The sequence below is a fragment of the Nocardia transvalensis genome, from assembly GCF_015477765.1.
GTDB lineage: Bacteria > Actinomycetota > Actinomycetes > Mycobacteriales > Mycobacteriaceae > Nocardia > Nocardia transvalensis_A.
On the sequence record NZ_JADLQQ010000015.1, the window covers coordinates 123,723 to 144,621 of the forward strand.

General features: G+C 67.4%; 24 protein-coding genes and 2 pseudogenes. 4 read left to right on the top strand and 22 right to left on the bottom strand.

The window, feature by feature from the left end; translation table 11 throughout:
* Positions 1–3: 3 nt before the first annotated feature.
* The 3 genes and pseudogenes from IU452_RS39365 to IU452_RS34460 all read right to left on the bottom strand — a co-directional run bounded on the left by IU452_RS39365 (position 4) and on the right by IU452_RS34460 (position 2,414).
* Complete coding sequence (locus IU452_RS39365) at positions 4–1,188, bottom strand: peptide deformylase (RefSeq protein ID WP_324192995.1); 1,185 nt, start codon at positions 1,186–1,188, stop codon at positions 4–6.
* A 99-nt stretch (positions 1,189–1,287) separates the two neighbouring features.
* Positions 1,288–1,527 (bottom strand): annotated as a pseudogene (locus IU452_RS39710) (helix-turn-helix domain-containing protein); the annotation flags it as partial.
* A 440-nt stretch (positions 1,528–1,967) separates the two neighbouring features.
* The gene (locus IU452_RS34460) at positions 1,968–2,414 is read right to left on the bottom strand and encodes a hypothetical protein (protein WP_195113438.1); all 447 of its coding nucleotides are present in this window, start codon (positions 2,412–2,414) and stop codon (positions 1,968–1,970) included.
* Positions 2,415–2,502: 88 nt separating this feature from the next.
* Here IU452_RS34460 and IU452_RS34465 point away from each other — a divergent pair, with 88 nt between their 5' ends.
* The 4 genes from IU452_RS34465 to IU452_RS34480 all read left to right on the top strand — a co-directional run bounded on the left by IU452_RS34465 (position 2,503) and on the right by IU452_RS34480 (position 4,320).
* Complete coding sequence (locus IU452_RS34465) at positions 2,503–2,667, top strand: hypothetical protein (protein WP_195113439.1); 165 nt, start codon at positions 2,503–2,505, stop codon at positions 2,665–2,667.
* Positions 2,668–2,901: 234 nt separating this feature from the next.
* Positions 2,902–3,147, top strand: coding sequence for a hypothetical protein (locus IU452_RS34470; RefSeq protein WP_195113440.1), 246 nt, complete (start codon positions 2,902–2,904; stop codon positions 3,145–3,147).
* Between the two features lie 182 nt (positions 3,148–3,329).
* Complete coding sequence (locus tag IU452_RS34475; protein ID WP_195113441.1) at positions 3,330–3,932, top strand: DUF3558 family protein; 603 nt, start codon at positions 3,330–3,332, stop codon at positions 3,930–3,932.
* Between the two features lie 13 nt (positions 3,933–3,945).
* On the top strand, positions 3,946–4,320 hold the full coding sequence (locus tag IU452_RS34480; protein WP_195113442.1) for a hypothetical protein: 375 nt from the start codon (positions 3,946–3,948) through the stop codon (positions 4,318–4,320).
* A 370-nt stretch (positions 4,321–4,690) separates the two neighbouring features.
* On the opposite strand, the gene IU452_RS39060 is transcribed toward IU452_RS34480, so the two are convergent.
* The 19 genes and pseudogenes from IU452_RS39060 to IU452_RS34570 all read right to left on the bottom strand — a co-directional run bounded on the left by IU452_RS39060 (position 4,691) and on the right by IU452_RS34570 (position 20,898).
* Entirely contained in the window at positions 4,691–7,843 is a 3,153-nt protein-coding gene (locus IU452_RS39060; RefSeq protein ID WP_195113443.1) for a LysM peptidoglycan-binding domain-containing protein, read from the bottom strand.
* A 33-nt stretch (positions 7,844–7,876) separates the two neighbouring features.
* Entirely contained in the window at positions 7,877–8,353 is a 477-nt protein-coding gene (locus tag IU452_RS34490; RefSeq protein WP_195113444.1) for a hypothetical protein, read from the bottom strand.
* 67 nt (positions 8,354–8,420) lie between these two features.
* Complete coding sequence (locus IU452_RS34495) at positions 8,421–9,011, bottom strand: hypothetical protein (RefSeq protein WP_195113445.1); 591 nt, start codon at positions 9,009–9,011, stop codon at positions 8,421–8,423.
* A gap of 18 nt (positions 9,012–9,029) precedes the next feature.
* On the bottom strand, positions 9,030–9,590 hold the full coding sequence (locus IU452_RS34500; RefSeq protein WP_195113446.1) for a prepilin peptidase: 561 nt from the start codon (positions 9,588–9,590) through the stop codon (positions 9,030–9,032).
* 34 nt (positions 9,591–9,624) lie between these two features.
* Positions 9,625–10,077 (bottom strand): hypothetical protein, encoded by a 453-nt coding sequence (locus tag IU452_RS34505; protein ID WP_195113447.1) that lies wholly within the window; start codon positions 10,075–10,077, stop codon positions 9,625–9,627.
* 73 nt (positions 10,078–10,150) lie between these two features.
* Complete coding sequence (locus IU452_RS38725; RefSeq protein ID WP_228819252.1) at positions 10,151–10,711, bottom strand: zinc-ribbon domain-containing protein; 561 nt, start codon at positions 10,709–10,711, stop codon at positions 10,151–10,153.
* A 45-nt stretch (positions 10,712–10,756) separates the two neighbouring features.
* Positions 10,757–12,112 (bottom strand): annotated as a pseudogene (locus IU452_RS39715) (zinc-ribbon domain-containing protein); the annotation flags it as partial.
* Between the two features lie 741 nt (positions 12,113–12,853).
* Positions 12,854–13,435, bottom strand: a complete 582-nt coding sequence (locus tag IU452_RS34515) for a hypothetical protein (protein ID WP_195113449.1) — start codon at positions 13,433–13,435, stop codon at positions 12,854–12,856.
* 20 nt (positions 13,436–13,455) lie between these two features.
* Entirely contained in the window at positions 13,456–13,884 is a 429-nt protein-coding gene (locus IU452_RS34520; RefSeq protein ID WP_195113450.1) for a hypothetical protein, read from the bottom strand.
* Complete coding sequence (locus IU452_RS34525; RefSeq protein WP_195113451.1) at positions 13,881–14,396, bottom strand: pilus assembly protein TadG-related protein; 516 nt, start codon at positions 14,394–14,396, stop codon at positions 13,881–13,883. Before IU452_RS34525 ends, IU452_RS34520 begins: the two co-directional genes overlap by 4 nt.
* Positions 14,393–14,893, bottom strand: a complete 501-nt coding sequence (locus tag IU452_RS34530; protein ID WP_195113452.1) for a TadE/TadG family type IV pilus assembly protein — start codon at positions 14,891–14,893, stop codon at positions 14,393–14,395. The genes IU452_RS34525 and IU452_RS34530 overlap by 4 nt, the downstream gene beginning before the upstream one ends.
* On the bottom strand, positions 14,890–15,330 hold the full coding sequence (locus tag IU452_RS34535) for a TadE/TadG family type IV pilus assembly protein (protein WP_195113453.1): 441 nt from the start codon (positions 15,328–15,330) through the stop codon (positions 14,890–14,892). The genes IU452_RS34530 and IU452_RS34535 overlap by 4 nt, the downstream gene beginning before the upstream one ends.
* Before the next feature lie 14 nt (positions 15,331–15,344).
* Positions 15,345–15,542, bottom strand: coding sequence for a hypothetical protein (locus IU452_RS34540; protein WP_195113454.1), 198 nt, complete (start codon positions 15,540–15,542; stop codon positions 15,345–15,347).
* Positions 15,543–15,715: 173 nt separating this feature from the next.
* Positions 15,716–15,949, bottom strand: a complete 234-nt coding sequence (locus IU452_RS34545) for a hypothetical protein (protein ID WP_195113455.1) — start codon at positions 15,947–15,949, stop codon at positions 15,716–15,718.
* Positions 15,950–15,970: 21 nt separating this feature from the next.
* Entirely contained in the window at positions 15,971–16,891 is a 921-nt protein-coding gene (locus IU452_RS34550; protein ID WP_195113456.1) for a type II secretion system F family protein, read from the bottom strand.
* Entirely contained in the window at positions 16,888–17,403 is a 516-nt protein-coding gene (locus IU452_RS34555; RefSeq protein WP_195113457.1) for a hypothetical protein, read from the bottom strand. The genes IU452_RS34550 and IU452_RS34555 overlap by 4 nt, the downstream gene beginning before the upstream one ends.
* Entirely contained in the window at positions 17,400–18,353 is a 954-nt protein-coding gene (locus IU452_RS34560) for a type II secretion system F family protein (RefSeq protein ID WP_195113458.1), read from the bottom strand. Before IU452_RS34560 ends, IU452_RS34555 begins: the two co-directional genes overlap by 4 nt.
* Positions 18,353–20,008: a CpaF family protein gene (locus tag IU452_RS34565; RefSeq protein WP_195113459.1), complete on the bottom strand. Its 1,656-nt coding sequence runs from the start codon at positions 20,006–20,008 to the stop codon at positions 18,353–18,355. The genes IU452_RS34560 and IU452_RS34565 overlap by 1 nt, the downstream gene beginning before the upstream one ends.
* A complete protein-coding gene (locus IU452_RS34570; protein WP_195113460.1) occupies positions 20,005–20,898 on the bottom strand; it encodes a hypothetical protein in 894 nt (297 codons plus the stop codon). The genes IU452_RS34565 and IU452_RS34570 overlap by 4 nt, the downstream gene beginning before the upstream one ends.
* Between the last annotated feature and the right edge of the window lies 1 nt (position 20,899).

Below are 20,899 nucleotides of genomic sequence, written 5' to 3' on the forward strand. Positions count from 1 at the left end.
TGCTCAGTAGCTCCAGTTCTTTCCGGTGCCGCGGTACTGCTCGACAGAAATTGGTTCTACTCCTGGTCGCATCCGGTCGAGATACAGGCATCCGTGTAGATGGTCGATCTCGTGGGCAACCAGGCGCGCGACACCTCGCTCGAACACTGTGATATGCGTGTTGCCGTCTATGTCCTCGTGCTCGACATGGATGGCGAGTGGACGTGGCACTTTGCCTCGTAGGTCGAAGAACGACAAACATCCCTCGAATTGCTCGTCCTCGGCGGCACTTGTCTCGACAATTCGAGGGTTGAACAGGGTGATGGTGTCGCCATCTGGTGTGCGGACAATCGCCGCAGCCCGACTGATGCCGATTTGTGGAGCTGCGATTCCCATCCCTTTCGAGAACACATGCGCTTGGGCGACTCGCTCGGCCGCAGAGTTCAGTTCAGCGACAACCCGGCGGGCATCCTCGGCCTCGGTAGGCAAGTCGAAACGTCGTGCACTCTGGCGCAGCAGTGGATCGCCTTCTTGCAGAATGCCCAGGCCGGCCATGATCCGGCTCGGAGGTGTGCGATCGTCGGTGTCGTCACTACGGCCGCGGAAATCCCACTCCAAGCGGTAGCGAGCGTGCAGGGGCGGGTTGTCGGTGGACCACGAGTACACGTCGCGCCCCTCTTCGACGTGATGCTGGATCGGCGTGTGAAAGGGCAGGGCTTCCGCAGTCATGGATGTTTGAAGCCCCCATACCGCCGGTTGCAGATTGGCGGGGAAATCCAATTGTACCGACAGCTGCTTAGTCGGCAGCCGCACAGCTCTCTGGAACCAGTTGCCCCAGTGAACATCCGATACTTCGTACTCGTACTCGATCCAGCATGTCTGACCGGGGTACAGCGGGTAATGACGGGTACCGTCGGAGAACAGTAACCAAACCTCTTTGAAAGCGTCTCGATCGTGGTGCGGAGTCCAGTCCATTGGCTCGGCGCGACCTAGCCCGTACCAAGCGTGTAGATCAATCTCTTCCCATGTCAATGGATTTTCTTGATAGAGCGCATTGGAACGCTCCGGGTCTCCGGGATAGCGATCCACCGAGATGCGGATCAAATAGCGGGTGATTGGTTCGGTGCCGCCGTTGACCAGATGCCGGCGCTGAGTAAGGCGATAGGTTTGCCCGTCGTAGGACAACCTCGCGTCGTCGTGATCGACCACCAACGAACGCGTGAGCTCGATTGGCTCCAGGGGCTCGGCCGGAACGGACGGGCGTTTCGCGGGGGGTCGGGCAGCGACGAACTCGGCAAACGCTGCGCGCAGGGCACCTCCCGCCTGTAGCACCGTGTCGGCGCACGTCGCGAACTCCCGGGACGGCTTCTCTGTCCCGGACAGAATTTTGGATACGTACGGCCGCGAGTATCCAAGCTTCCGAGCCAACGCCCCTCGCGAGAGACTTCGCACATCACGCCACCTACGCAGCTCCAACGCGAAGGGGTTGTCTTGCGCTACTTCGGCCGCGGGTTCCTCTATCGGGCCTTGGATTCGTGGCGCCGCCATGCCTCCCACTCCTGTTCGCGCCGATGGTGTGCGTGTGCGTGAGTACACCGTGAGTATGCGCCCACTATGGCTGCACTCCCTACCTACATGAGGGAATGGAGCAGTGCCGCTTCAACGGAACTACACGGCGAAGCGGCCTTGGATGTCACCCGATGCACGGTCTGACCAACCGTGCCCATGCTCACGGGCCTGCGGGCCGGCGATTGTGCCCTCGCAGGCCCGTGACACCACCGGATCGAAGTTCTAGCCTCGCACTCCAACTCGACCACGACCTCGCGGGACTGCAGATGTGGTCGCACATTTTCGATCGGCTGAGCCGTGTCGATCGGTGGTTGCGTGAACTTCGGCCGAATCATCGCCCCTCCCACTGTGTGACAACCTGAATGATAGTGCGTCTTGCATGGCTGCCTCCGCTCGGATGCACGCACAGCACCCGGATTTCAGATCGTGTACTGGAAGCCGTTGACGATGCGGTGGCAGTGGTCGCAGATTTCCAGGTCGCCTTCAGGCATGGTGCCGAGGTGCTTGCAGGCCATGAGCCCGCTGTAATGGGCGAGGGTGCCCGATCGGTGGTGGCGGGCGTGGAAGCGGTCGTGGATGGTGTTGGCCGCGGCGAACGCTCTAGCCAGAGCGTCAGCCCCGGTGAAACGCCCTTCGGCGATCTTCCTGTCGTCGAACCTGACGATGAGCGCCCAACAGTCGTCTGTGCCCCATTGTGGGACGACGAAGAAGACCGGTTCGTCGTCGAGGTCCTCTGAGCCCCCGGTCTGGAACGACGATCGCCCGGTCTGCCTATAGATCGACTCCCGGAAATCCAGTGTTCCATCCGGGCGTCGTGGCAGTACGCACGGCGGGGTCGGATAACCGCCGCCGGTCTGTTCATCCATGTGCCAGAACCTTTCATTTCTTCACGTCAATCCAGTTCGAAGGCCACTTCTCGCCACTGGCCGGGGCGCTGTGCTTGTGTAGGCGCGGGTGCATGTCCCCGCGCAGCACACTCGCGATGGGGTGGAGCGGCGGTTGTTGTGCGATCGGCTGCCACACGAGGGCGGCAAGCATCGCCAGGTGGTGGCCGCCGCAGGGCGTGCGATCGAATGGACCACCCCGGCCGACATCCGGATCGACACCCCCGACGAATAGCCGCGGGCGACAGTGTGGCAGATATCAGCGGCGGGCGAGTGCCCGCCGCTTTCGTGTCTGCATGTGCGGATCGACCTGCGGCGATCGGTGGCGCCGACCGCGGCCTGGCGGCGAAGGCCTCGACCGTCCCGGCGCCGTGGGGAGTTGCCTGGGCATCCGGTGGGCTACCTGTCGGTGGCGGCATCTAGGGTCGACGGGTCGAATGAGAAACAGACCGTGCGGGAGGTTGTTGGAATGGGTGCGCCGATGGACGGGTTGAGCGCTGGTCAGGCGATGCTGGCAGGCTACGGCCTGGTGGCGGACCGGTTGACCGAACTGGGGGAACCGGAGTTGTGCCGCCTGGTGCGGACGTTGGAGCAAGGACACCGGGAACAGATCGAAAGCACGCACCAGGCGCGGCGATTGGCATTGGAAGCGGCGGCGGAGATTCCGGGCGCGGTTCGGGAGGCGCTTCAGGAGGCGCTTCAGAAGGTGAAGTGATTCGAGGGGGCCCCTGGGGCTGTGGCCCTTGGGAGTGGCGGCACGGGGGTAGCCGGTACACCCGACCCCGAGCGCGGCCGCGCAGCACGACCCGTACGTAGCTGATCAAGCCCTAGTATGGTCCCACCATGTGGGGGCGCCCAAATGGCAACCCCGGCAAGGGCGATCGGGACGGAGAGGGTATGCGGCAGGAACCTGTGCAACGAACCGGGATTCGGCGGGCCGCGCGGGTTGCTGCTGTTGTGTTCGCCGCTGGCGCCGTGGCGGCTGGCTGCTCCGGAGGGTCACATCCCGGCGCCGACAGCACCGGGACCACCCCCACCAGCGCGGCGTCCGCGTCGTCGGCCCCGGTCTCGAATACCTCGTGGAATCCGTGTTCCCTGCCTGATGCCGACATTGCGGCGGCGGGGTTGAACCCGGCTAGAAAGGTGGCGGATACGGGCACGTATGGGACGAAGTTTCCCGGGTGGGACGTGTGCGGGTGGCTCAGTGACAGTTGGTATTCGCTGAATGTGTTCTCTACCAACGCGCACACCTTCGATGAGGTCGTGCACAACACGAGGTTGTTTCGTGATCCCCGGCCGGTGACGGTGGGCGACCGCGCCGCTGTGCTACTCCCGTCGGCGATTGACCCGCAGGTGTGCAATGTCGCCGTCGATACATCCAGCGGTCCGGTGCAGTTCGAGGTCGACGCGAAAGCGAGCGCGGATACCCCGGGTGATTCGTGCGCCGAGGCGACCCGAATTGCGGGTGTGCTGGCGAAGGACCTTCCCGCCGGGAAGTGAAAGGGGGCCGATCGTGTCGGAACTGGCTGTGTGGCGGCAACTCTCGGACGAGGTTGCCGCGGGCAACCTGAAGCTGCGGGTGAACCGCGAGGGTCTGGACGCCGCGGTCAAGCATGTGCAGGACTACCTCGATGCCATCGATGCCCTGCAAGTGGTGGTCGGCCAAGTGACACATGTCGACGGTTTCGGTGGTTTCCGGATCGGTGTCGAGCTGGCCGCCAAGTTCACCGAGAAGGGCGGCGGCGCCGAATCGATCAAACAGCGGTTGACCGAACTTGCCGCCGAGGCGAAAGCGATTCAGGACACCTTGCGCAAGGCCGCCGCCGCGTACACCGAGGCCGATCAGCAGGGCGCGCACGCCGTTAATCAGGTGGGGGGCCAGATATGACGGCGCCGACCCCGCCGTCGAGCTATCTGGACCAGAGCAGTGGGGAGTATCTGCGGGCCCAGCTGGACGCGGATGCGCAACGGCGTGTACGCGACGATGGTGGCGCCCGAGCGCACGCAGGACTGGGATGCCGATCAGATGACGTTGCAGCGCCGCATCAATGCCCTTGCCGGGCAGGTGAATACCGTTGTCGACCCCAAACGCCTCAGCGGCGCCGACGATTTCGAGCATCTGACCTTGGAACAGATCCGGGATTTGACGTACCAGATCAAACCCGAGATGGTGCAGACGGTTGCGGAGGCGTGGGCCAAGATCGGCACCGAGCGGAGGCACGAGGTGCTGTCACACAGTTCCCTGAACGGCGCGCTTGTCAACTGGCCAGCCCGATCTGGTAAGGCGCCCGCCCGTTCTGGTCGCGGTACTGGGCCAGGTGGCGCAGCAGTTCTTCGGTTTCGGGTTCGAAGCTGTCGAGGTCGAGGTCGTCGAGGTAGGCGATCATTTCGTTGACCAGCCGCTGCGCGCGAGCGGTGTCCTGGCCGTGAGCGGCGATGATGGCCAGCCGCCACAGCCCCTCCCGGGCACCGTCAACGAGCAGTCCTTTCGCCGCGACCTCGCCGGCGGCGTCGAGGTGGCCGTCTTGGATGTGGCGGGCCGCGAGCTCTTCGAGTGCGTCAGCGACCGCGCTGATCATGTCCTGCTGCAGGTAGGTGGCCCACCCGTAGCGTTGCGGGGGCGTGTGGGCGAACGGTTGCCCGGTGACGAGGTCGGTGGCAGCGATCAGGTCGTCGGTGGAGACGGTCGCGGCCCCGGCGCGGAGCAGGTCCTGGAACACCAGCCAGTCGCACAGGACCTCGTCGTGCAGCCGATAGCCGGTGTTCCCGGTGCGGTCGCCGTGTTTGGGGAAAGCCAGTTCACCGGTACTGGTCTCCCCCAGCCACTTCCGCAGCCGCTGGAAGGAGGTCTGCCGCCGATCGGCGAGTTGTTTGGCAGTTTTGGTGTAGGTGTCGTGCGGCCACATCAAGGTGTCGATCTCGCCGTACTTCAGTCCGGGGCGTGTAACCAGCAGCGCGGCCAGCTCGGTCAACAAGGCACCGCGACCGGTTGGTGGCTCGGCTCCCGACAGGGGCGTGACGCGAGGCTTGCCGAGCAGGTGGATCCAGATGTGTCCGTGCCGTGGCTCGGCGGCCGGGACGATCTGCAGTCCCCGTTTGTCGTCTGCCGGTTGGGGTTCCGCGGCCGGGGCGGTGGCGGGCTGGGTGATGGTGGCGATCGATTCCGCGTCCTCGATCGCCTTGTCGACCGCGGCCGCGGCGCCGTCGGCGGCGGGAGTGGCCGGGGTGGCTGGCGCCTGCGTGGTGGCGAGGATCTGGAGGATGTCGCGATAGTCACTCTCGGCGAGAACCGTTGGAGTGAACCCGAATCCGCCGTCCTCCACGCTTTCGCGCAGGACGGCCTGGTCGCCGTCGACCTGCAGGGTCCAGTTCGCGGGTGACTGGTCGGCGGGTGAGACCACGGCGAACGCGACCCGCGGCCGGTGGGCCATGATCGTCGCCAGTTGCTCGCGCTGACGGCCGGTGAGCGGCTGCGCGACCAGCACGATGGTGGGTGCGGTCATGTCGGAGTCGCTGTAGGTGACGCGTGCCGCAGCCATCGAGTCGAGGGTCTCCCCCGCCAGCGTCCCGGCGACGGCGCCGGCCTGGCGAGCCAGCCGCTCGAGCGTCGCGTCGGCGTCGTCGCTGTAGCTGACTCGATCACCGCCAGTGACCTCGGGCAGTTCGCGACCATCACCGACGAGCACGAGGTCGAGGTGATCGGCAATCGGCGACAGCGCCAGGAACACTGCCAGCGATCGCAACACCCCGGTTGCGGTCGCGGGGTCGGTGGCGCGGATGCCGAGATGACCTATCTGTTCCAGGTTGACCAGTACTGCGGCGCCCGTGTCGGTGAATGTCCCCAGGTGCGCGAGTGCCGGATAGGGGCTGACGGCCGTTTCTGGCGGGTGCACCGTTTCGGAGGCCGGCAGGGTCCACAGTCCGTCGCCGTTGCGGATCCACGGCGTAGGCAGGTCGACCTCACCGAGCAGTGCGAGTTCGAGGCTGTCGGAGGACAGGAACGCGCCCAGCAGGGCAGGCAGCTGCTGGCGGGTGGTGCGACAGTGGGCGGCGATGTGCCGCAGGGCCGTGTCGACGTGTAGCAATGCTTCGGGGTCGGCGGCCATGTGCAGCGCCGATTCCGCTGAGGCGGCCGATCCTTCCGGTAAGGCGATGCGTTCGCCGCGACGGCGCCGGTGCTGTTGCTGGCGGCGGCGGAACATCAGCCAGCCCAGCAGGGCGGTGGCCGCGACGGCGGAGATGCCGACGATGACCCGCTGCGACGGACCCTGGTCGACGTCGGCGTCAGCGTCGGGGGCGGCCACCGTTGTCGATGTGGACTCGGTCGGGTCAGGGGCGGTGTCGGTGGAGGCCGAAGGCGCGGTGGACGGCCCCGCGGCGGCGGGCGGGGGCGGAGACGCCGCTGGTGCCGGTTCCTGAGTCGGTGCCGGAGTGGCGGCGCTGGTCTGGCCCGGTGGGGGCAGTTCGAACCCGGGCGGCAGCACCGGGATGTTGTCGGGAACTCCCGGCGCGGCAGGCGGCGGCGGCGCCGGAGCAGGCGCATCGGCCTCCGCGGGCAGTTCAGCAGGGGCCGGGGCCGGTGCGGGTGCCGGCGCTGGTGCGGTGGCGTGGCCAAGGGCCGAGTCGACTGGGACGTGGACCCGCTGCCCGGGGTAGATGATGTCGGAGGTGAGTCGGGCGCCCGACTCGTCGGTGATTTCGTGGCAACGGGATCCGTCGCCGAGCAGGATTTCCGCGATCAGCCACAGCGAGTCGCCGTCCTGCACGGTGTAGATGTTGTTTTCGTCGAGCCGGTCGGTAGGCATGACCAGCGCTCGATCGACCGCCAGCTCATCCGGTGCGGCCGCCAGCCTGGGATTGTGGTCGACGATGACGGGCCAGCAACGCGGGTCGCCCAGGAATACTCCGGCCAGGTGCCACAACGTATCGCCTTGGCGCACACGGTAATTGAATGTCGTCAGGGGCACAGTTTGTCCGGGGGTCTGCGGGGCGGTCGCGGCGAGTGGGGCAGCGGGAGGGCTGGCCGGTTCCGCGATCGCGGCTGCTGGCGCCAGCATCAGCGCGCCGCCGAGCAGCCCCGCCGCCGCGCGGCGGGATACCCGCAGGCCGCGCACGGTCGGCACCGGTACCCCGCGCGCGATGCCTACCAGCTCGAGGACCAGTGACATGGTGAACCATGCCCATGCCAGCCATCCGGCCCACACCGCCGTGGCAACGAACAGGGTGCCGTCGGTGTCGGGCTTCAAGACCGCGGCGCGGATCTGGTCCAGGCTCGGCAGACTCGACGGCAGCGGGCTGCCGCGCAGCGCCCACAGCGCAGCGGGTACGCCGACGACCACTGCCACCAGCAGCAGCAGATACCCGGCGCCGGTCAGCCGGCGTCGCCATCCGCTCGTTGTCCAGGCGTCCACGGCGAGCACTCCTCGTCCGCTAGTTGTGATGCCTCATGAGGTTGGTTCCACGACATGGGCGGCGACCACGCCGAATGCCGCATCCACGTCCGGGTGGCTGCGGTGGCCGCGAGCTGCCTCACCGGGTGTCGTAGCCGGGGTGATCTCGTTCAGGACGTAGCCACTGGGAACTTTGGCGATGGCGAGATAGAAGTCTGCCCCCTGCTCGTCGGCGACTGTGGCGCGCACCGTTGTCTGGCTGCCCAGTACACGCAGCTCGGCTATTGCCCTGCCGATAGCGCGAGGACGGCAAGGGTGACGCCGCCCAGCCCGCTCCGCATGGTCCGGAGTGGGCTCGATCGGGTCCGCAGGGTCGCCGACCGGCAGCCACATCACGCCGCGACCTCCGACCGACTCGATCAACTCCACTGTTACGTACCCGGCGAGGGCACCTGCGGCAGCGTCGAAGCCCGCGTCCCGCGCAGCCATCGCGGCGGCCAGTTCGGCTTGTTCCTTCTCGTCCGACTCCATGTCCAACTCCTTGTCGATCTCGGATGTTGGCTAGCGCACATGGCACCAACCTCATGAGAGGGCACAACTAGTAGGGCTTGTCGCACGCGGTGTTGGGCATCGCGTACTGGCGTTGGATCACCCACTGGCTCTGCGGGGCCGGCCACCCGGCATCGACGAGGAAGAACCGGCGCAGCCGCGACGAAGTCACGGCCGCGTCGGTCGGCTTCCCGGTGACCTTCAGGCCGGACCGGTCTTCGCACACCCGCATCTCTGCCTGCGCCTCCCCGGGTATCGGTGCCTTGTTCTCGTCCTGCGGGGCGACCACCTTCACCGGTGACACCGCACCCGCGCGAACCGTGCCTGCGATGGTGGCATCCGGACCCTTCACGTCCCCGACCTCGCGCTGCAACTGGTCCAGATATGGGGGCGCCGCCACCGACGCCAGCTCCCCGGGATCCCCCGCCCCGGTCAGCACCCGCGACAGCACCTCGTAGTAGTGGGTGATCGCCGCGGTCGCGCCCTCGGTGGCCTGCTGCTCGGGAGACTTCGCAACCCCCGGCGGACCGGTCAGCACCGGACCGTTCAGAGCCGGGAGGTCTGTCCGATTGCTGGTGCACGCCGCCACAGTGATGGCCAGCACGACCGCCAGCCGCACCATCGTCACTCTCCTATCCATCACCACACCTCCGCCCTGTCAGACGGCCGCGAGCACGATGACCGCGGCCACCACCATCGACGGCCCGAACGGCAAAGCCACACTCCATCGGCGAGCCTGAATCATCGCCACCACCGTCACCGGCAACGCCACCACCGAGGCCACCAACAGCAACCCCAGCACCGGCGACCAGCCCCAGAACCCGACCAGCATCACCAGCGGGGTCGCCAGAAGCACGTCGCCGAACGCGTAGGGCTGGAGCGCTCCCCCGACCACCGACAGCACCGCGAAACCGACGGCACCGGCAAGCATCGCCCGCACCGCAGGACCGGGCTCACTCACCCCCGCGGCCAGCACGCCGACCACAGCAGCAGCTATGCCGGTGGTGGTCAGCCGCGGCGGCAAGGTCCGGGTGCGCAGATCAATCCACGCCGCCCACACCACCGGAACCGCCACGACCACACACGCCGCCGTATACAGCGACCAGCCGAAGCGGGTGACCGCGCCCCACCACAGCAGGGCAACCAGAATCGCCGGAACCCACAAAAGACTGTCGACCAGCCCGATCGGCTTCGGCACCGGATCCACGGCTGCGCTCACGGTGACCTCCTTCCAGCCCATCGCCGATCTCCGATCACGCGGTCAACGGCGGACGAACCGCCGCCGGCCCGCGCCGCATGCCCGCGATGCGGTCGCACAACACGAGGCCCTGCTCGGTCGCGGCCACGCGATAGTCCACGGCGAGGTGGAGATCAACGGCATGGCCCCACCGGGAGATGTACTCGATGCGCCGATCGGCGGCATAGGTGCCGGCACCGACAATCAGCAGGATCGGGGTGACAGACACCGTCTGCCCTTCCCACAGCCGCCGGTACCGCCCGCGCACATAGGTCCACAGTTCATCCAGCAGGCCATCGACATCGTCGACGAGCAGCGCATGCGGAAGATCCGAGGCCACCACGAACCCGTCCCAGCCGACCGCGGCCGCCTCGATCAGCAGGTCCTGGACGACCTCGAACGACCACGGATCGATCCAGGTATGTGCCTCTCGTGACCATCCCGGGGTCCACCGATCTGACTCCTTCATGTGCCTTCCCCTTTCCTGAGTCCGGCAGTTCGAACGGCTGAGCGCAATTACAGATCCAACAAATCTGGCTTCATCAGCAGACCTCCTCCTCCGGACAACGACCACGAATCACCGAAACCACGCGCATCGCAACCGTTTCCGGTGATTCCGTCTCCAGACAATCGACCCGTATGCCACCAACATCGGGCAGGATGTTCCCGCGGCTGGACTCGCGGATCCGCACGACGACCCAGCCTCGCGTTGACAACGCCATCGTCTTGCGACGGTCGATCTCCACCTTTTCGCGATGCCAGTACCAGCCGTCGAAGTCGACCAGTACCCGAAGGTCCGGAACAACCAGGTCCACCGGACCGCGCCAGCCCGGCACCCGGACCGGCCCACCCGAATACACGACACCTAGCTCCGCAGCCACCAACGCACAGATGGCCTGCTCCCGCTTCGATGTCCCCCACTCGACGCACTGCGCGCATCCCCACCCGCCGAGCGCCCTGTTGGACACCGACGTTTCCCACTCGTGCCCCGACGAGCATTGCCACCACACCCGCCGCCTACTACCGACCGTCACCTGCTGCGCGGTCACCGTGTTCCGGTGCGGATGCCATTCCGAGGCCAGATCCGGGAGCCGCGACGCCAAATCGTTGAACCCCGCCAGGACCGCTTTGCCCGAACAGACCGGGCACCCCTGGTTCTGCCGGATCCGATCACGAATCGACGACTGCCACTCATGGCCGTACGCCCGGCATCGCCACCATGCCTTCTGGGGAGTTCCCCGGTAAACCTCGTGCGCCGCTATGGAATTCCGAGTTGGATGCCATTCCGACGCAAGGTCTGGGTTGGTTGTCGCAAGATCATTGACACCCGCCGCGACCTTGCGGCCTGAGCACACCGGGCACCCGTGGCCCTTCCTGACCCGGCTATCCACGATCGCTGACCACTCGTGCCCCGACGAGCACCGCCACCACACTTGTCGATTGCTGTTGGCGGCTACCTCCGATGGGGCCATCCGGTTTCGAGTGGGATGCCATTCTTCGGCGATCTTTGGCCAGTTCGATGCGAGATCATTGCATCCGGCCTGGACCTTCTGACCTGCGCATATCGGGCATCCTGTTCCTCGTGCTCGGGCTACCACTTTGGCTTGCCATTCGTGGTTCCGACCGCATCGCCACCACACCCTTCGATGGGTGCCAGCGTGAACGTCGCTCGCTTTGAGGTCATTGCGGGTGGGATGCCACTCGAGTGCCAATGTCCGGTTGACGGATTCCAGGTCGTTTACGCCTTGAATAACGCGGCGGCCAGCGCAGTCTGGGCAACCGGTGCCATTAGTCTTGGAACGGTTCCCTACTGTCGCTTGCCACTCGTGTCCGTGGTGGCACCGCCACCACACCTTTCGGGTGCTGTGTGGCGCAATCTCGCTGGCTGCCAAGTCATTCAGATCAGGATGCCATTCCACAGCAAGATCGGGGTGCAGTGTCGCCAGGTCGTTGAGGCCCGCGACGATTCGCCACCCCGAACAGATCGGACATTGTAGGCTCTTCTTGGCCTTGGTTCGGTCATAGACCCTTGCCTGCCATTCGTGCCCGTTCGGGCACAACCACCACCACACCATGGCCTGGGTGCCCGCCATGACGCTAGATGGTGGTGCCTGATTCCTGCTGGGATGCCATTCCGCAGCGATATCCGGCCGTGTTGTCTCCAAGTCGTTGAACCCAGGGAGAAGCCGACGGTTTGCGCATACCGGGCAGCGGCTTCCCTTTACTCGGTCAGCGACCCGGGCCTGCCATTCGTGCCCGAATCGGCGACAGCGCCACCACACTTTTCGCGAACTCCTGCAGGACATGTCGGTGATCGCGAGTGGGTTACGTGTTGGATGCCATTCATCAACTAACACGTTCGGCAGGAGTTCAGGCTTCGTTGTCAATTTGCCCCCAACACTTGCATTTCTCCGACCCGAACATGCGTCGTGGCGATTGGAATCAGCGGGAACGCCCCGCCCACCGTTCCACCGGGGCCGGAAGCACTCCACGTCACGAGCCATAGACTCGCCGCCGACACGGAAAACCTCTGGTCAAGCTCGTCTATCGAGGTCTTCTGCCAGCCCGGAGCTGCTCGGCCACACCCCGTGAGTGGTGGAAGGTCCTGGTATATGTCCAGGTACGGCATGTTGTTCACGGCTGGCATAGGACAAACCACTGGTAGCCCACCGTCACCTAGATCCCACACAATCGCGGTGTTCACGGCAGTAGCGCTGACTGTCAACGATCCGGTCGTCACGGTCCGAGTAATCGGTCCACGCGTATGTTCCGAGTCCGGTGGCAATGTTTGGTCCCACAACCACACTGGCATGCCAATCAACCCCACACGCCCCCCTGGCGTGTCGTCGGGCTCTGGAACGATGCCGATGGCGATCCGCCGGATTTGCATCCCGGTCACCAATTCCTGCGCGATCGTCAACGGGTCCGCAATAGCCTGGGGCACCGGCGGAACGCGTGCGGGCAGCATGCAGGTCTGGGGATTGCAGATATATGGCGTTCCAGCGTTCGACCATTCCGTCCATTGGTTCGTGTCCGGTGAAGCGGGTTGGCCTTGACCTGCTGTCGCGTCCGTGTACTGGGGTGGAGCGCCAGGTGATCCAGGGTCTGTCGCATAGACGCCTACGCCGTAGTTTCCATTCGGTTGCGGCGACACTACGACACCGCCAGGGTCTGCCGAGCTTTGTCCCGCGACGCATGTGGCAGTCACCAACAGGACTCCTGCCGCGCTGGCGATGCGCCCGTGCTTACGCCGATTCACATGCCTCACCGCCTCTATTTCCTGCATCCACAGCAACGCGCCATCCTTTGGGGTCCGGCCATGCTGGGTTTTCCACTGTCAACTGTGTGATCTGCCGCGGAACGCGGTTGGCCGCGTTGGCGCTAGAGCCGTCGGGATATTTCGCGTCCCGGCTGGAGGTATCGACACACGCCCTGACCTGAACCGTTGCCGGTGGCGGGGTCAGGCGCACGTCGGTGACCTTCGTGCCGACGACCTTGATGTCGCCGGTGATCGTGATTCCTTTCGAACGGCGCACGGTCACGTCGGCCTTGACCGTGTTGAGCGCGGCGCCGGATGCGACATCGTCGGCCGCGTCTACTGGAACCGTGTAGTCGGCGTCGAGCCGGGAAAGTGTTTGAAAGTATCGTTCCACTACCGCAATCGTCTGGTCCGCCGCAGTGTTCTTCGGGTCGGTGGCATCGGTGGTGGTCGCAGTGGACTTGTCGCCGCCGGTGAGGTCGGTGGTGTGGTTGGTTCCGCCGCCGCAGCCGGCGATCAGCGCAGTCGCGGTGAGTGTGGTGGCGAGGGTGACGATCGGTGTGCGCATGAGGTGTTGTCCCTTTCTGTTCACCACGTCGACTGTTCGGCAGTGATCGTCGCAGTGCTCCGGCCTTCGGAGAGGGATCTGCGGATTCGAACGAGCACTGGGATGGTCAATGCGGCAATGGAAATCCAGATGGCCCAAGGTGCGGACGTCGGGGTGTGTTGGCCGGTCAGCCAGGTTCCGGCCGCCGGACCTAGCGAGAAAGCGATGCCTATCGCCGCTATGGCGCTGCACGCGACCAACAGCAGCTCGTCGAGGAAGTCTTCGGCGGCGAGGGCGGACAGCGCCACCAGCACGGGCAGTGCGGTCACGGCCGCACGCTGGTCGATGCTCGTCGGGCTGGTCCACGTCAGCCACGTCAAAGCGCCCCAGCCCGCCAGTCCGACTACGACCGCGGGTTTGCCGACGATCGGTTTCTGGGCGGGTGTTGCTTTCTCGTTGCCGCTGGTCATGGGAACCCCGTTAGGCCGTTGTTGGTGCGGTTGAGGGTGATTACGGCGCGTCCTTCGACCGGTTGGGGTCCGACTCCGATGAAGCCGAGGATTTTCGGCTGATACACGACGCTGGTGATCACGGTCAGGGTGGTGGGGCCGGTGGGGATGACGACGCCGTGCACGTCGGGGTGGAGGGCGAGATAGGCCTGGGCGGCGCCTTGCGCGAGCAGCGGGTCGCTGACCGCGGCGATGCCGCGCATGCCGAGAGGGCGGACGACCTGCTGGCCGGCGGTGCGGGCGGCCTGTTCGGCGACCAGGTTGGCGTGCTGGCGAGCGTGGACTTTGCCGCCGCCGTCGACAGCGAGGCCGAGCATGACGGCGAGGGCGAACATGGACAGCGACCACCACAGTACGTACGCGCCGCGGGCGGCGGTGCCGCGCATCCAGGTGGCTGCCAGCCGCAGTCGGTCGCCGGCCCGGTCGATGGTGGCGGCGATCAGGGCGCGGGGGGTGGGTTCGCCGGTGGTCATCGGACGCGTTCCCTGTAGGTGTCGGCGGGTGAGATCGCGGTGGAGGTGATGGTGCGGTGGCCGCTGATGCCGGGGATGGCGAGCACGTTGAGTTCGATGTTGCAGGTGACGGTGACCCGGACCATGGCGGGGATGCCGGGGTCGAAATGCAATGCCGCGGTGTCGATCTCGATGTGTTTGCCGGTGCAGACCAGGCCTTGGGCCTTCATGTCGGCTTCGACGGCCCGGCGGGCGGCGGGGTCGGCGGCGAAGATGGCGGGGCGGGCGATGGAGGCGGCGCGGGCGCCTTCGTCGGCGGCGTGTTCGACCTTCTGGTGGGCGTAGTAGACGTGCCCGGCGACGATCATGACGCCGATGATCAGCAGCACGACCGGGGTGATGATGACGAACTCGACGGCGTGGCTACCTCGGTCGTGGGTGGTGCGCGCCCACGCCGCGGCCGTACGAGCTCGGGCACGAACGCGGGACATGGCGTGTGCGGCATACGGTTTCGTCATGTCGGCACCCCCGGGGTGGTGATGCGTTCGACGGGGCGGGCCAGGTCGACGTGGACGACGGGGTGCCAGAACCACAGCAGGGTGGGTGGTTTGCCGGTGATCGAGGCGGTGGCGGTGGCGGGGCCGCGGGTGACCACGACGACGGGGGTTTGCAGGACGCCGGGGCCGGAGGCGGCGATGAAGGCGTATCCGGCGGCAGTGCCGGCGGCGGGGTTGCCGTATTGGGAGGCGGCCTGTTTGAGGCTTTCCTCGGCGGCGGCGACGGCGAGGCTGCGGGCGTGGTAGAACAGGGCGGCTTCGATGCCCATGAGCAGCAGGATGATCGCCATCGGCGCCAGGATGGCGAAGGCGACGACGCTGCCGCGGCCGCGGGTGGCGCGGGCCCAGGCGCGGATGCGGCGGCCGGGTCGGCGGGTGGGTGTCGGGTTCGTGCACATGGCGGCGGCCCTTGTCACGGGTGCGGGGCGAGGGCGTCGGCGGGGAGCACGTGAGTGACCAGGGTGATCGCGGCGGTGACCAGGATCCCGGCGAGCCCGGTGAGGTACAGGACGCGGGTGGTGGCGTCCGGAAGCCGGGTGGGGATGAGGCCGACGACGATCGTCGCCGCGAAGGCGCCGAGCAGTATCCAGGTGTGGGTGGCGGTATGCATGGTGGTTCTCCCTCCACGCTTTGCGGATCTGCGCCGTGGAGCTTTCATCCCTGGTCCCGGTCTCGGAGCAGGGTGATGAGCAGCCATAGACCGCGGGCGCCCATGCCGAGTCCGAGAGCCAGGACGAGGTAGGGGATGAGGTGTTCCATGTGCGAATCCTTTGTGCCGTTGGGTTATTGGATGCGGTTGAGGTATTCCTGCACCTTGGGCTGGAGGTAGCCGATGATCATGATGGCGATGCCGGCGGCGCCGGCGGCGAGGATGACCCAGCCGACGACGTCGCCGCGGCCGCGGCTGGTGCGGGTCCAGTCGGCGATTCGGTCGGGTGCGGCGAGCAGAGCCAACGCGCTCAGGGTGAGGGTTAAGGTGAGCGCCGCGGTGAGGCGGTGCGGTGCGGTGGTAGGCATGGCTGTTTCTCCTTTTCCGTGTCAGCCGTTGAGGATGTTGTGCAGGGCCGGGATCAGCAGCAGCACGAAGAAGAGCACGGCCAGCCCGGCGATGGGGGCGCTCATCTTCTGGGTCGCGCTGCGGGCGTCGCCTTGCTCGGCGGCGAGCCGTTCGTTGCGCATGTTGGCGCCGGCGGCGCGCAACTGCTTGTAGACCGAGGTGCCGTGGGCGCCGGAGATCGCCATGATGTCGGCGATGTCGGACATTTCCGGGACCCCGAGGTCGCCGCCGACGGTCTCTAGGGCGGTCCAGGCGGGTTTCCCGGAATAGGAGGCTTGGGTGAGGGCCTCCCACAGCAGGTTGAACATCCAGGTGTGGGCGACGCGGGCGGCGATTTCGAGGCTTTGGGTGACGCCGATGCCGGCGTTGCGGCACAGGGCGGCGAGTTCGACGTAGGCGCCGAGCCCGCGGCGCAGTTCTTCGCGGGCGGCAGCAGCGCGGCGGCGGACTTCGAGGTCGGGGACGAAGAACAGGCCGATGGCGGCGGCGATGCCGACTAGGGCGGGCAGGCGCCAGGGCAGGCCGGTGCCGGAGGCGGTGGCGGCGGCGTTGAGGACGCTGGGGGCGATCAGGCCGACGGCGGCGGAGAGCAGTTTGTCGCCGAGGAAGCGGGGGGTGCTGCGGTGCAGGATGGCCAGGTCCTCGGTGGGGATACGCAGCCAATGGTGGCGGGTCAGCCACGGGTAGGCGAGCCGGCCCGCGTGCAGGGTCCATGCCTGAAGCCGGGTCTGCGGCGCGTCGGCGGGGGCGGTGACTCCCAGGGGGTCGGTGGCGGGCTTGCCGGACAGGCGATCGAGGGCGTCTCGCAGCGCCGGCGGGGCGGGAGCCAGGTAGGCGAGGAGCAGAGTGAGGCCCAAGCCGGCGGCGAGGCCGGCGAGGATGGCTTGCGTCTGGATGCTCACGGTCGGCACCTCCCGGTGGGGAGCGGGGGCAACGCCGGGCAGCGGGTCCACGGGCTGTGCTCGGTGAGCGCGGTCCAGACTCGGGATTCGATGATGACCACGCGCCCGGCCGCGCTGTAGGCGTTCGTCCACTCGTGCAGGTATTCCAGGTCGAAGGTGGATTGCACGACGTCGAATCCGGACTGCGGGCACGGCGCGCGGTGCCAGATGCTGATGGCGGGCGACACCGGATAGGGGCGGGGGCCGTGACACAGTGCCCGGTATTCGTGCCACAACACGGGCTGCCCGGCGGCGGCGTGGGCGGCGACGGCGAAAATGTCGGCGAGACGGCGGGCTTGTTGCGGGGTGGCGTCGCGGGCGCGGGCGCACCGCCAGGCCACCGTGCCGGGGCCGGCTTCCACGATGAGGCGGTCGGTGAACCAGGCGGCGGTCGCGGTGTCCTCGACGACGGCGTCGGGGATCGGGGTGGCCGGGGCTGGGCGGGTGTTGGCGGTGCCGAGGAGGGTGGTCATGACGGCGCTCCTGACGTGCGGTCGGGAAGGGCGGCGTCCAAGCTTGGGGACGAAGTTCGGGTGGGTGGCGTGGCGGCCGGGTCGATCAGGGCGGTCCACCAGTGGCGGGGTTGTTCGGGTGTGCGGTCGCGCAGGAAGCGGGGTGGGCGGATGGGCCGGGTGAGGTGGCGCATGTAGAGCAGGAGTCCGGCGAATCCGGCGAGCAGGCCGGCCAGGACCAGTTGCAGGCCGGGGGCGCGGTAGGGGTCCATGTAGTCGGTCGCCGCGAACAGGTAGATGAGGAACCCGATGACGATGAGGGTGACCAGGCGGGCCTGGGTGCGGGGGCCGCGGCGGTCGACCTCGACCTGCCGGCGGTCGCGGACGTCCTCGGCGACGCTGTCGGCGAAGTCGGACAGGGCCTTGGGTAGGCCGCTGGCGCGGAGTTTGGCGGAGATTTTCAGCGCGCTGACGACAAGGTCGCCGGTAGCGTCGTCGAGCGAGTCGGCGAATTCGTCGAGGGCGTGCTGGGTATCGACGCCGGTGGCCAGGCGGGCGGTGAGCGCGGACAGTTCGGGTTCGAGCTCACGGGGGATCGATTTGCGGGTGAGGATGATGGCCTGTTCGAGGCCCTTGCCGGTGTCGAGGACGCCGACGAGGGTGCGCAGCCATTCTTCGAGGGCGGTGAGGCGGGCGATCTCCCGGTCGGCGGCGCGGCGGCCGATCAGTTTGGGGACGAACAGAGCCGCGGCGGCGGCGAGGGGAACGAGCAGGAACCAGCCGGTGGTGATCCAGGCGAGGCTGCCGGCGACCAGGCCAGCGAGCAGACGTAATTGAGTGGTGCGCGGGATGCGGGTGATCGCGCGGCGGCGTGGGCGGGCGGGGTCGCGGCGATCGCGCCACCCGTACCAGAAGCTCCAGATGGCAGTGGCGGCGAGCAGAACGATGCCGATGGCTCCGAGGCTGTACATCAGGGCGCCTCCGAGGATTGGTCGAGGTCGAACACGTGCCAGCGGCGGGGGTCGAAGCCGTAAGGTTCGACCCGTTCACGCAGCGCGGGGGGCAGGCTGCCCCATCGGGGCCGGGCATGGGGGTGGGGGCGGCGGTAGAGGATGGTGATGGCCGGGCGGGCGTCTTCGCCGGGTTCGATCCAGGCGACCTCGCTGACGTGGCGATGCGAGCGCAGGGTGCCGTCGGCGGCGCGGGCCCAGTGGGTGTTCATTTGAACGATCAACTGGATGTGGGCGGCGACCTGGCGGACGGCGTAGGTTTCGTCGACGCCGGGCTCTTCCAGCGCCAGGGTGACCAGGCGGTCGATGGCGCCGCGGGCGGTGTAGGCGTGCACCGTGCTCAAGCTGCCGCGGGCCATTTGCATGGCTTTGAACATCGCCAGAATCTCGCGGCCGGCGACCTCGCCGACGATGACGCGGTCCAATTGCTGGCTGACGAATTCCTGCAGGATCTGGTGCAGATCGAATCGCCCTTTAAGTGCGTCGGTGAATTCGTTGCGTTCGCCGCCGCCGGTGATGACCTCGGCGGAGACCACGTACGGGGCGCGGTCGGGCAGTTCGTGCAGATACAGTTCCCGCACCAATTCAGCGGTGCCGATGCGGGTTTGTGTCGGCAGCGTGGCGGCCAGAGCCCGCACGAGGGTCGTCTTGCCGACACCCATGGGTCCGCTGGCGATGACCGAGCAGCCGGACAGGGTGGCGGCGGTGAGCAGGTCGGCGAGTTCGTGGGGCATTACCTGCATCTCCACCAGCCGACTGGTGGTGATGCCCTTGTGCAGGTGTTTGCGGATGGCGATCGACACGCCGCCCTCGACGGCCCAGCCCAGGGCCGACAGACGGATGTTGCCCGGCAGGTTGAGCCGCAGTGCCGGGTTGGCCGGGGAAAACGGCCGACCGCCGCCGGGGGCCCGGTTGGCGAGGAACACGACCCAGTCGATCGCTTCCTGGTCGTTGGCGAAGATCGGCGGGCGCTGCTCGGTGCGGCCGTCGCCGTACATCACGGTGGTGGCTCCGCCGGTGTGCAAGACGTTTTCGACGTCGGGTTCGTCGACCAGCGGCTGCGCCGGGCCGAGCCGGAACAGGCTGTCGCAGACGGCCCGCACCAGGGCTTTTTGCTCGGCGAGGCTGGGGGTGGCGTCGCCGAGTTCGACGATGTCGTAGATGTGTTGCTGGACGCGTTCCTCGACCAAGGTGGTGCCGATGGCCTCCAGTTCGGCATCGGTGTAGGCGAGGGTGACGTGCGGATTGTCGGGGTCGGCCGCCTGGGCGTCGCGTTCGCGGCGACGCTCGGACAACTGTTTGGAGACGTCCTCACGCAGGCGGCGCACCAGTGCACGATCGAGGTGACGGCGCAGGTCCTCCCCCGGGTTCTCGCACAGCGGCGGGGCGGGGTCCGGCGACGGGGCCAGGTCCGGTGGCGGTGTGGGTCGGGGGGCGAGCCGGTCGAGGGTGTCGTGCCAGTTCGGCGGCGGCGGGGTGTAGTCGCGGAGATCGGCGCCGCCGCCCAGCAGGGCGGCTAGGTCGCGGCGCGGACCCGCAGGAGGGGCGCCGTTGCCGTTGGGGTGGCCGGGGCGGAGCAGGGAGGACAGGCTGCGGTCAGGGGGCGGGGTGGTCATCGGCGGGCACCTCCTGCCATGGCCGGGGCCGTCGGAGTGCCGACTGCGTCCAGCGGTGTCTGCTGGTCGAGCCAGGGCGGCCGGTGAGTGGTGGTGAACGATTCGATGTCGTTCCAGGCCCGGTGCAGGGCGCGCAGGTAGAGCGCGCGCTGCGGGCGCCAGCGCGGCACGGAGGCGCCGTCGGAGAGCATGCGGGCCTCGCGCGGCAGGTCGGGCAGCGTGGTGATCAGCTCGAGGTCGACGGCGCGGGCGATCTCGCGGGCGGAATAGGTGTCGGTGCCGACGGTCAGGCGGGAACCGATGACGATCAGGCCGATACAGGCCCGGGCGCGGCGGGCGGTGAGATCGCGCTTGAACGGGGTGAGTGCGGATTTCAGGGCCGCGATGCGGGCCAGGGTGGGGCGGACGACGATGCCGATCAGGTCGGCCTGCCGCATCAGGTCCATCGGGCCCGCGTCATGACCCATCCGGCCGGCGTCGACGATGACGGTCTGCGGGGGGCTGTCCTGGTCGGGGTCGGCGACGGAGTAGCGCAGCAACTGCTGCGCCAGCGGTGCCCAGGTCGACCGCATCGCTTCGACTTGGCCGGCGTGCTTGAGTCCGGGCAGCACGCTGACCGCAGTGCCGGGCAGCACGAAGACCTCTTTGCCGATGGAAGTGCGCAGGTCGCCGAACCGCTGCGGGTTGATCAGGTTCTCGAGGCCTTTGTCGCGCACGACAGCCCCGCGCTGGAATCCCGCCAGGGTCGGTGACGAGCCGACCGGATCGGCTTCCACGAGCAGCGTGTAGCTGGGCATCGTGTAGCTGGGCGGGCGGCGCTGCAGCGCCAGCCCGAGCGCGGTGGTCGACACGCCCGGTGATCCGGACGCCGCGGTGAGCGCGAGGTACATG

Coding starts and splice junctions, on each gene's coding strand:
- IU452_RS34460 (WP_195113438.1), bottom strand. CDS start 2,414: ATGGATGAACAGACCGGCGGCGGTTATCCGACCCCGCCGTGCGTACTG.
- IU452_RS34470 (WP_195113440.1), top strand. CDS start 2,902: ATGGGTGCGCCGATGGACGGGTTGAGCGCTGGTCAGGCGATGCTGGCA.
- IU452_RS34475 (WP_195113441.1), top strand. CDS start 3,330: ATGCGGCAGGAACCTGTGCAACGAACCGGGATTCGGCGGGCCGCGCGG.
- IU452_RS34490 (WP_195113444.1), bottom strand. CDS start 8,353: ATGGAGTCGGACGAGAAGGAACAAGCCGAACTGGCCGCCGCGATGGCT.
- IU452_RS34495 (WP_195113445.1), bottom strand. CDS start 9,011: ATGGATAGGAGAGTGACGATGGTGCGGCTGGCGGTCGTGCTGGCCATC.
- IU452_RS34505 (WP_195113447.1), bottom strand. CDS start 10,077: ATGAAGGAGTCAGATCGGTGGACCCCGGGATGGTCACGAGAGGCACAT.
- IU452_RS34515 (WP_195113449.1), bottom strand. CDS start 13,435: ATGCGCACACCGATCGTCACCCTCGCCACCACACTCACCGCGACTGCG.
- IU452_RS34520 (WP_195113450.1), bottom strand. CDS start 13,884: ATGACCAGCGGCAACGAGAAAGCAACACCCGCCCAGAAACCGATCGTC.
- IU452_RS34525 (WP_195113451.1), bottom strand. CDS start 14,396: ATGACCACCGGCGAACCCACCCCCCGCGCCCTGATCGCCGCCACCATC.
- IU452_RS34530 (WP_195113452.1), bottom strand. CDS start 14,893: ATGACGAAACCGTATGCCGCACACGCCATGTCCCGCGTTCGTGCCCGA.
- IU452_RS34535 (WP_195113453.1), bottom strand. CDS start 15,330: ATGTGCACGAACCCGACACCCACCCGCCGACCCGGCCGCCGCATCCGC.
- IU452_RS34540 (WP_195113454.1), bottom strand. CDS start 15,542: ATGCATACCGCCACCCACACCTGGATACTGCTCGGCGCCTTCGCGGCG.
- IU452_RS34545 (WP_195113455.1), bottom strand. CDS start 15,949: ATGCCTACCACCGCACCGCACCGCCTCACCGCGGCGCTCACCTTAACC.
- IU452_RS34555 (WP_195113457.1), bottom strand. CDS start 17,403: ATGACCACCCTCCTCGGCACCGCCAACACCCGCCCAGCCCCGGCCACC.
- IU452_RS34560 (WP_195113458.1), bottom strand. CDS start 18,353: ATGTACAGCCTCGGAGCCATCGGCATCGTTCTGCTCGCCGCCACTGCC.
- IU452_RS34565 (WP_195113459.1), bottom strand. CDS start 20,008: ATGACCACCCCGCCCCCTGACCGCAGCCTGTCCTCCCTGCTCCGCCCC.
- IU452_RS34570 (WP_195113460.1), bottom strand. CDS start 20,898: ATGTACCTCGCGCTCACCGCGGCGTCCGGATCACCGGGCGTGTCGACC.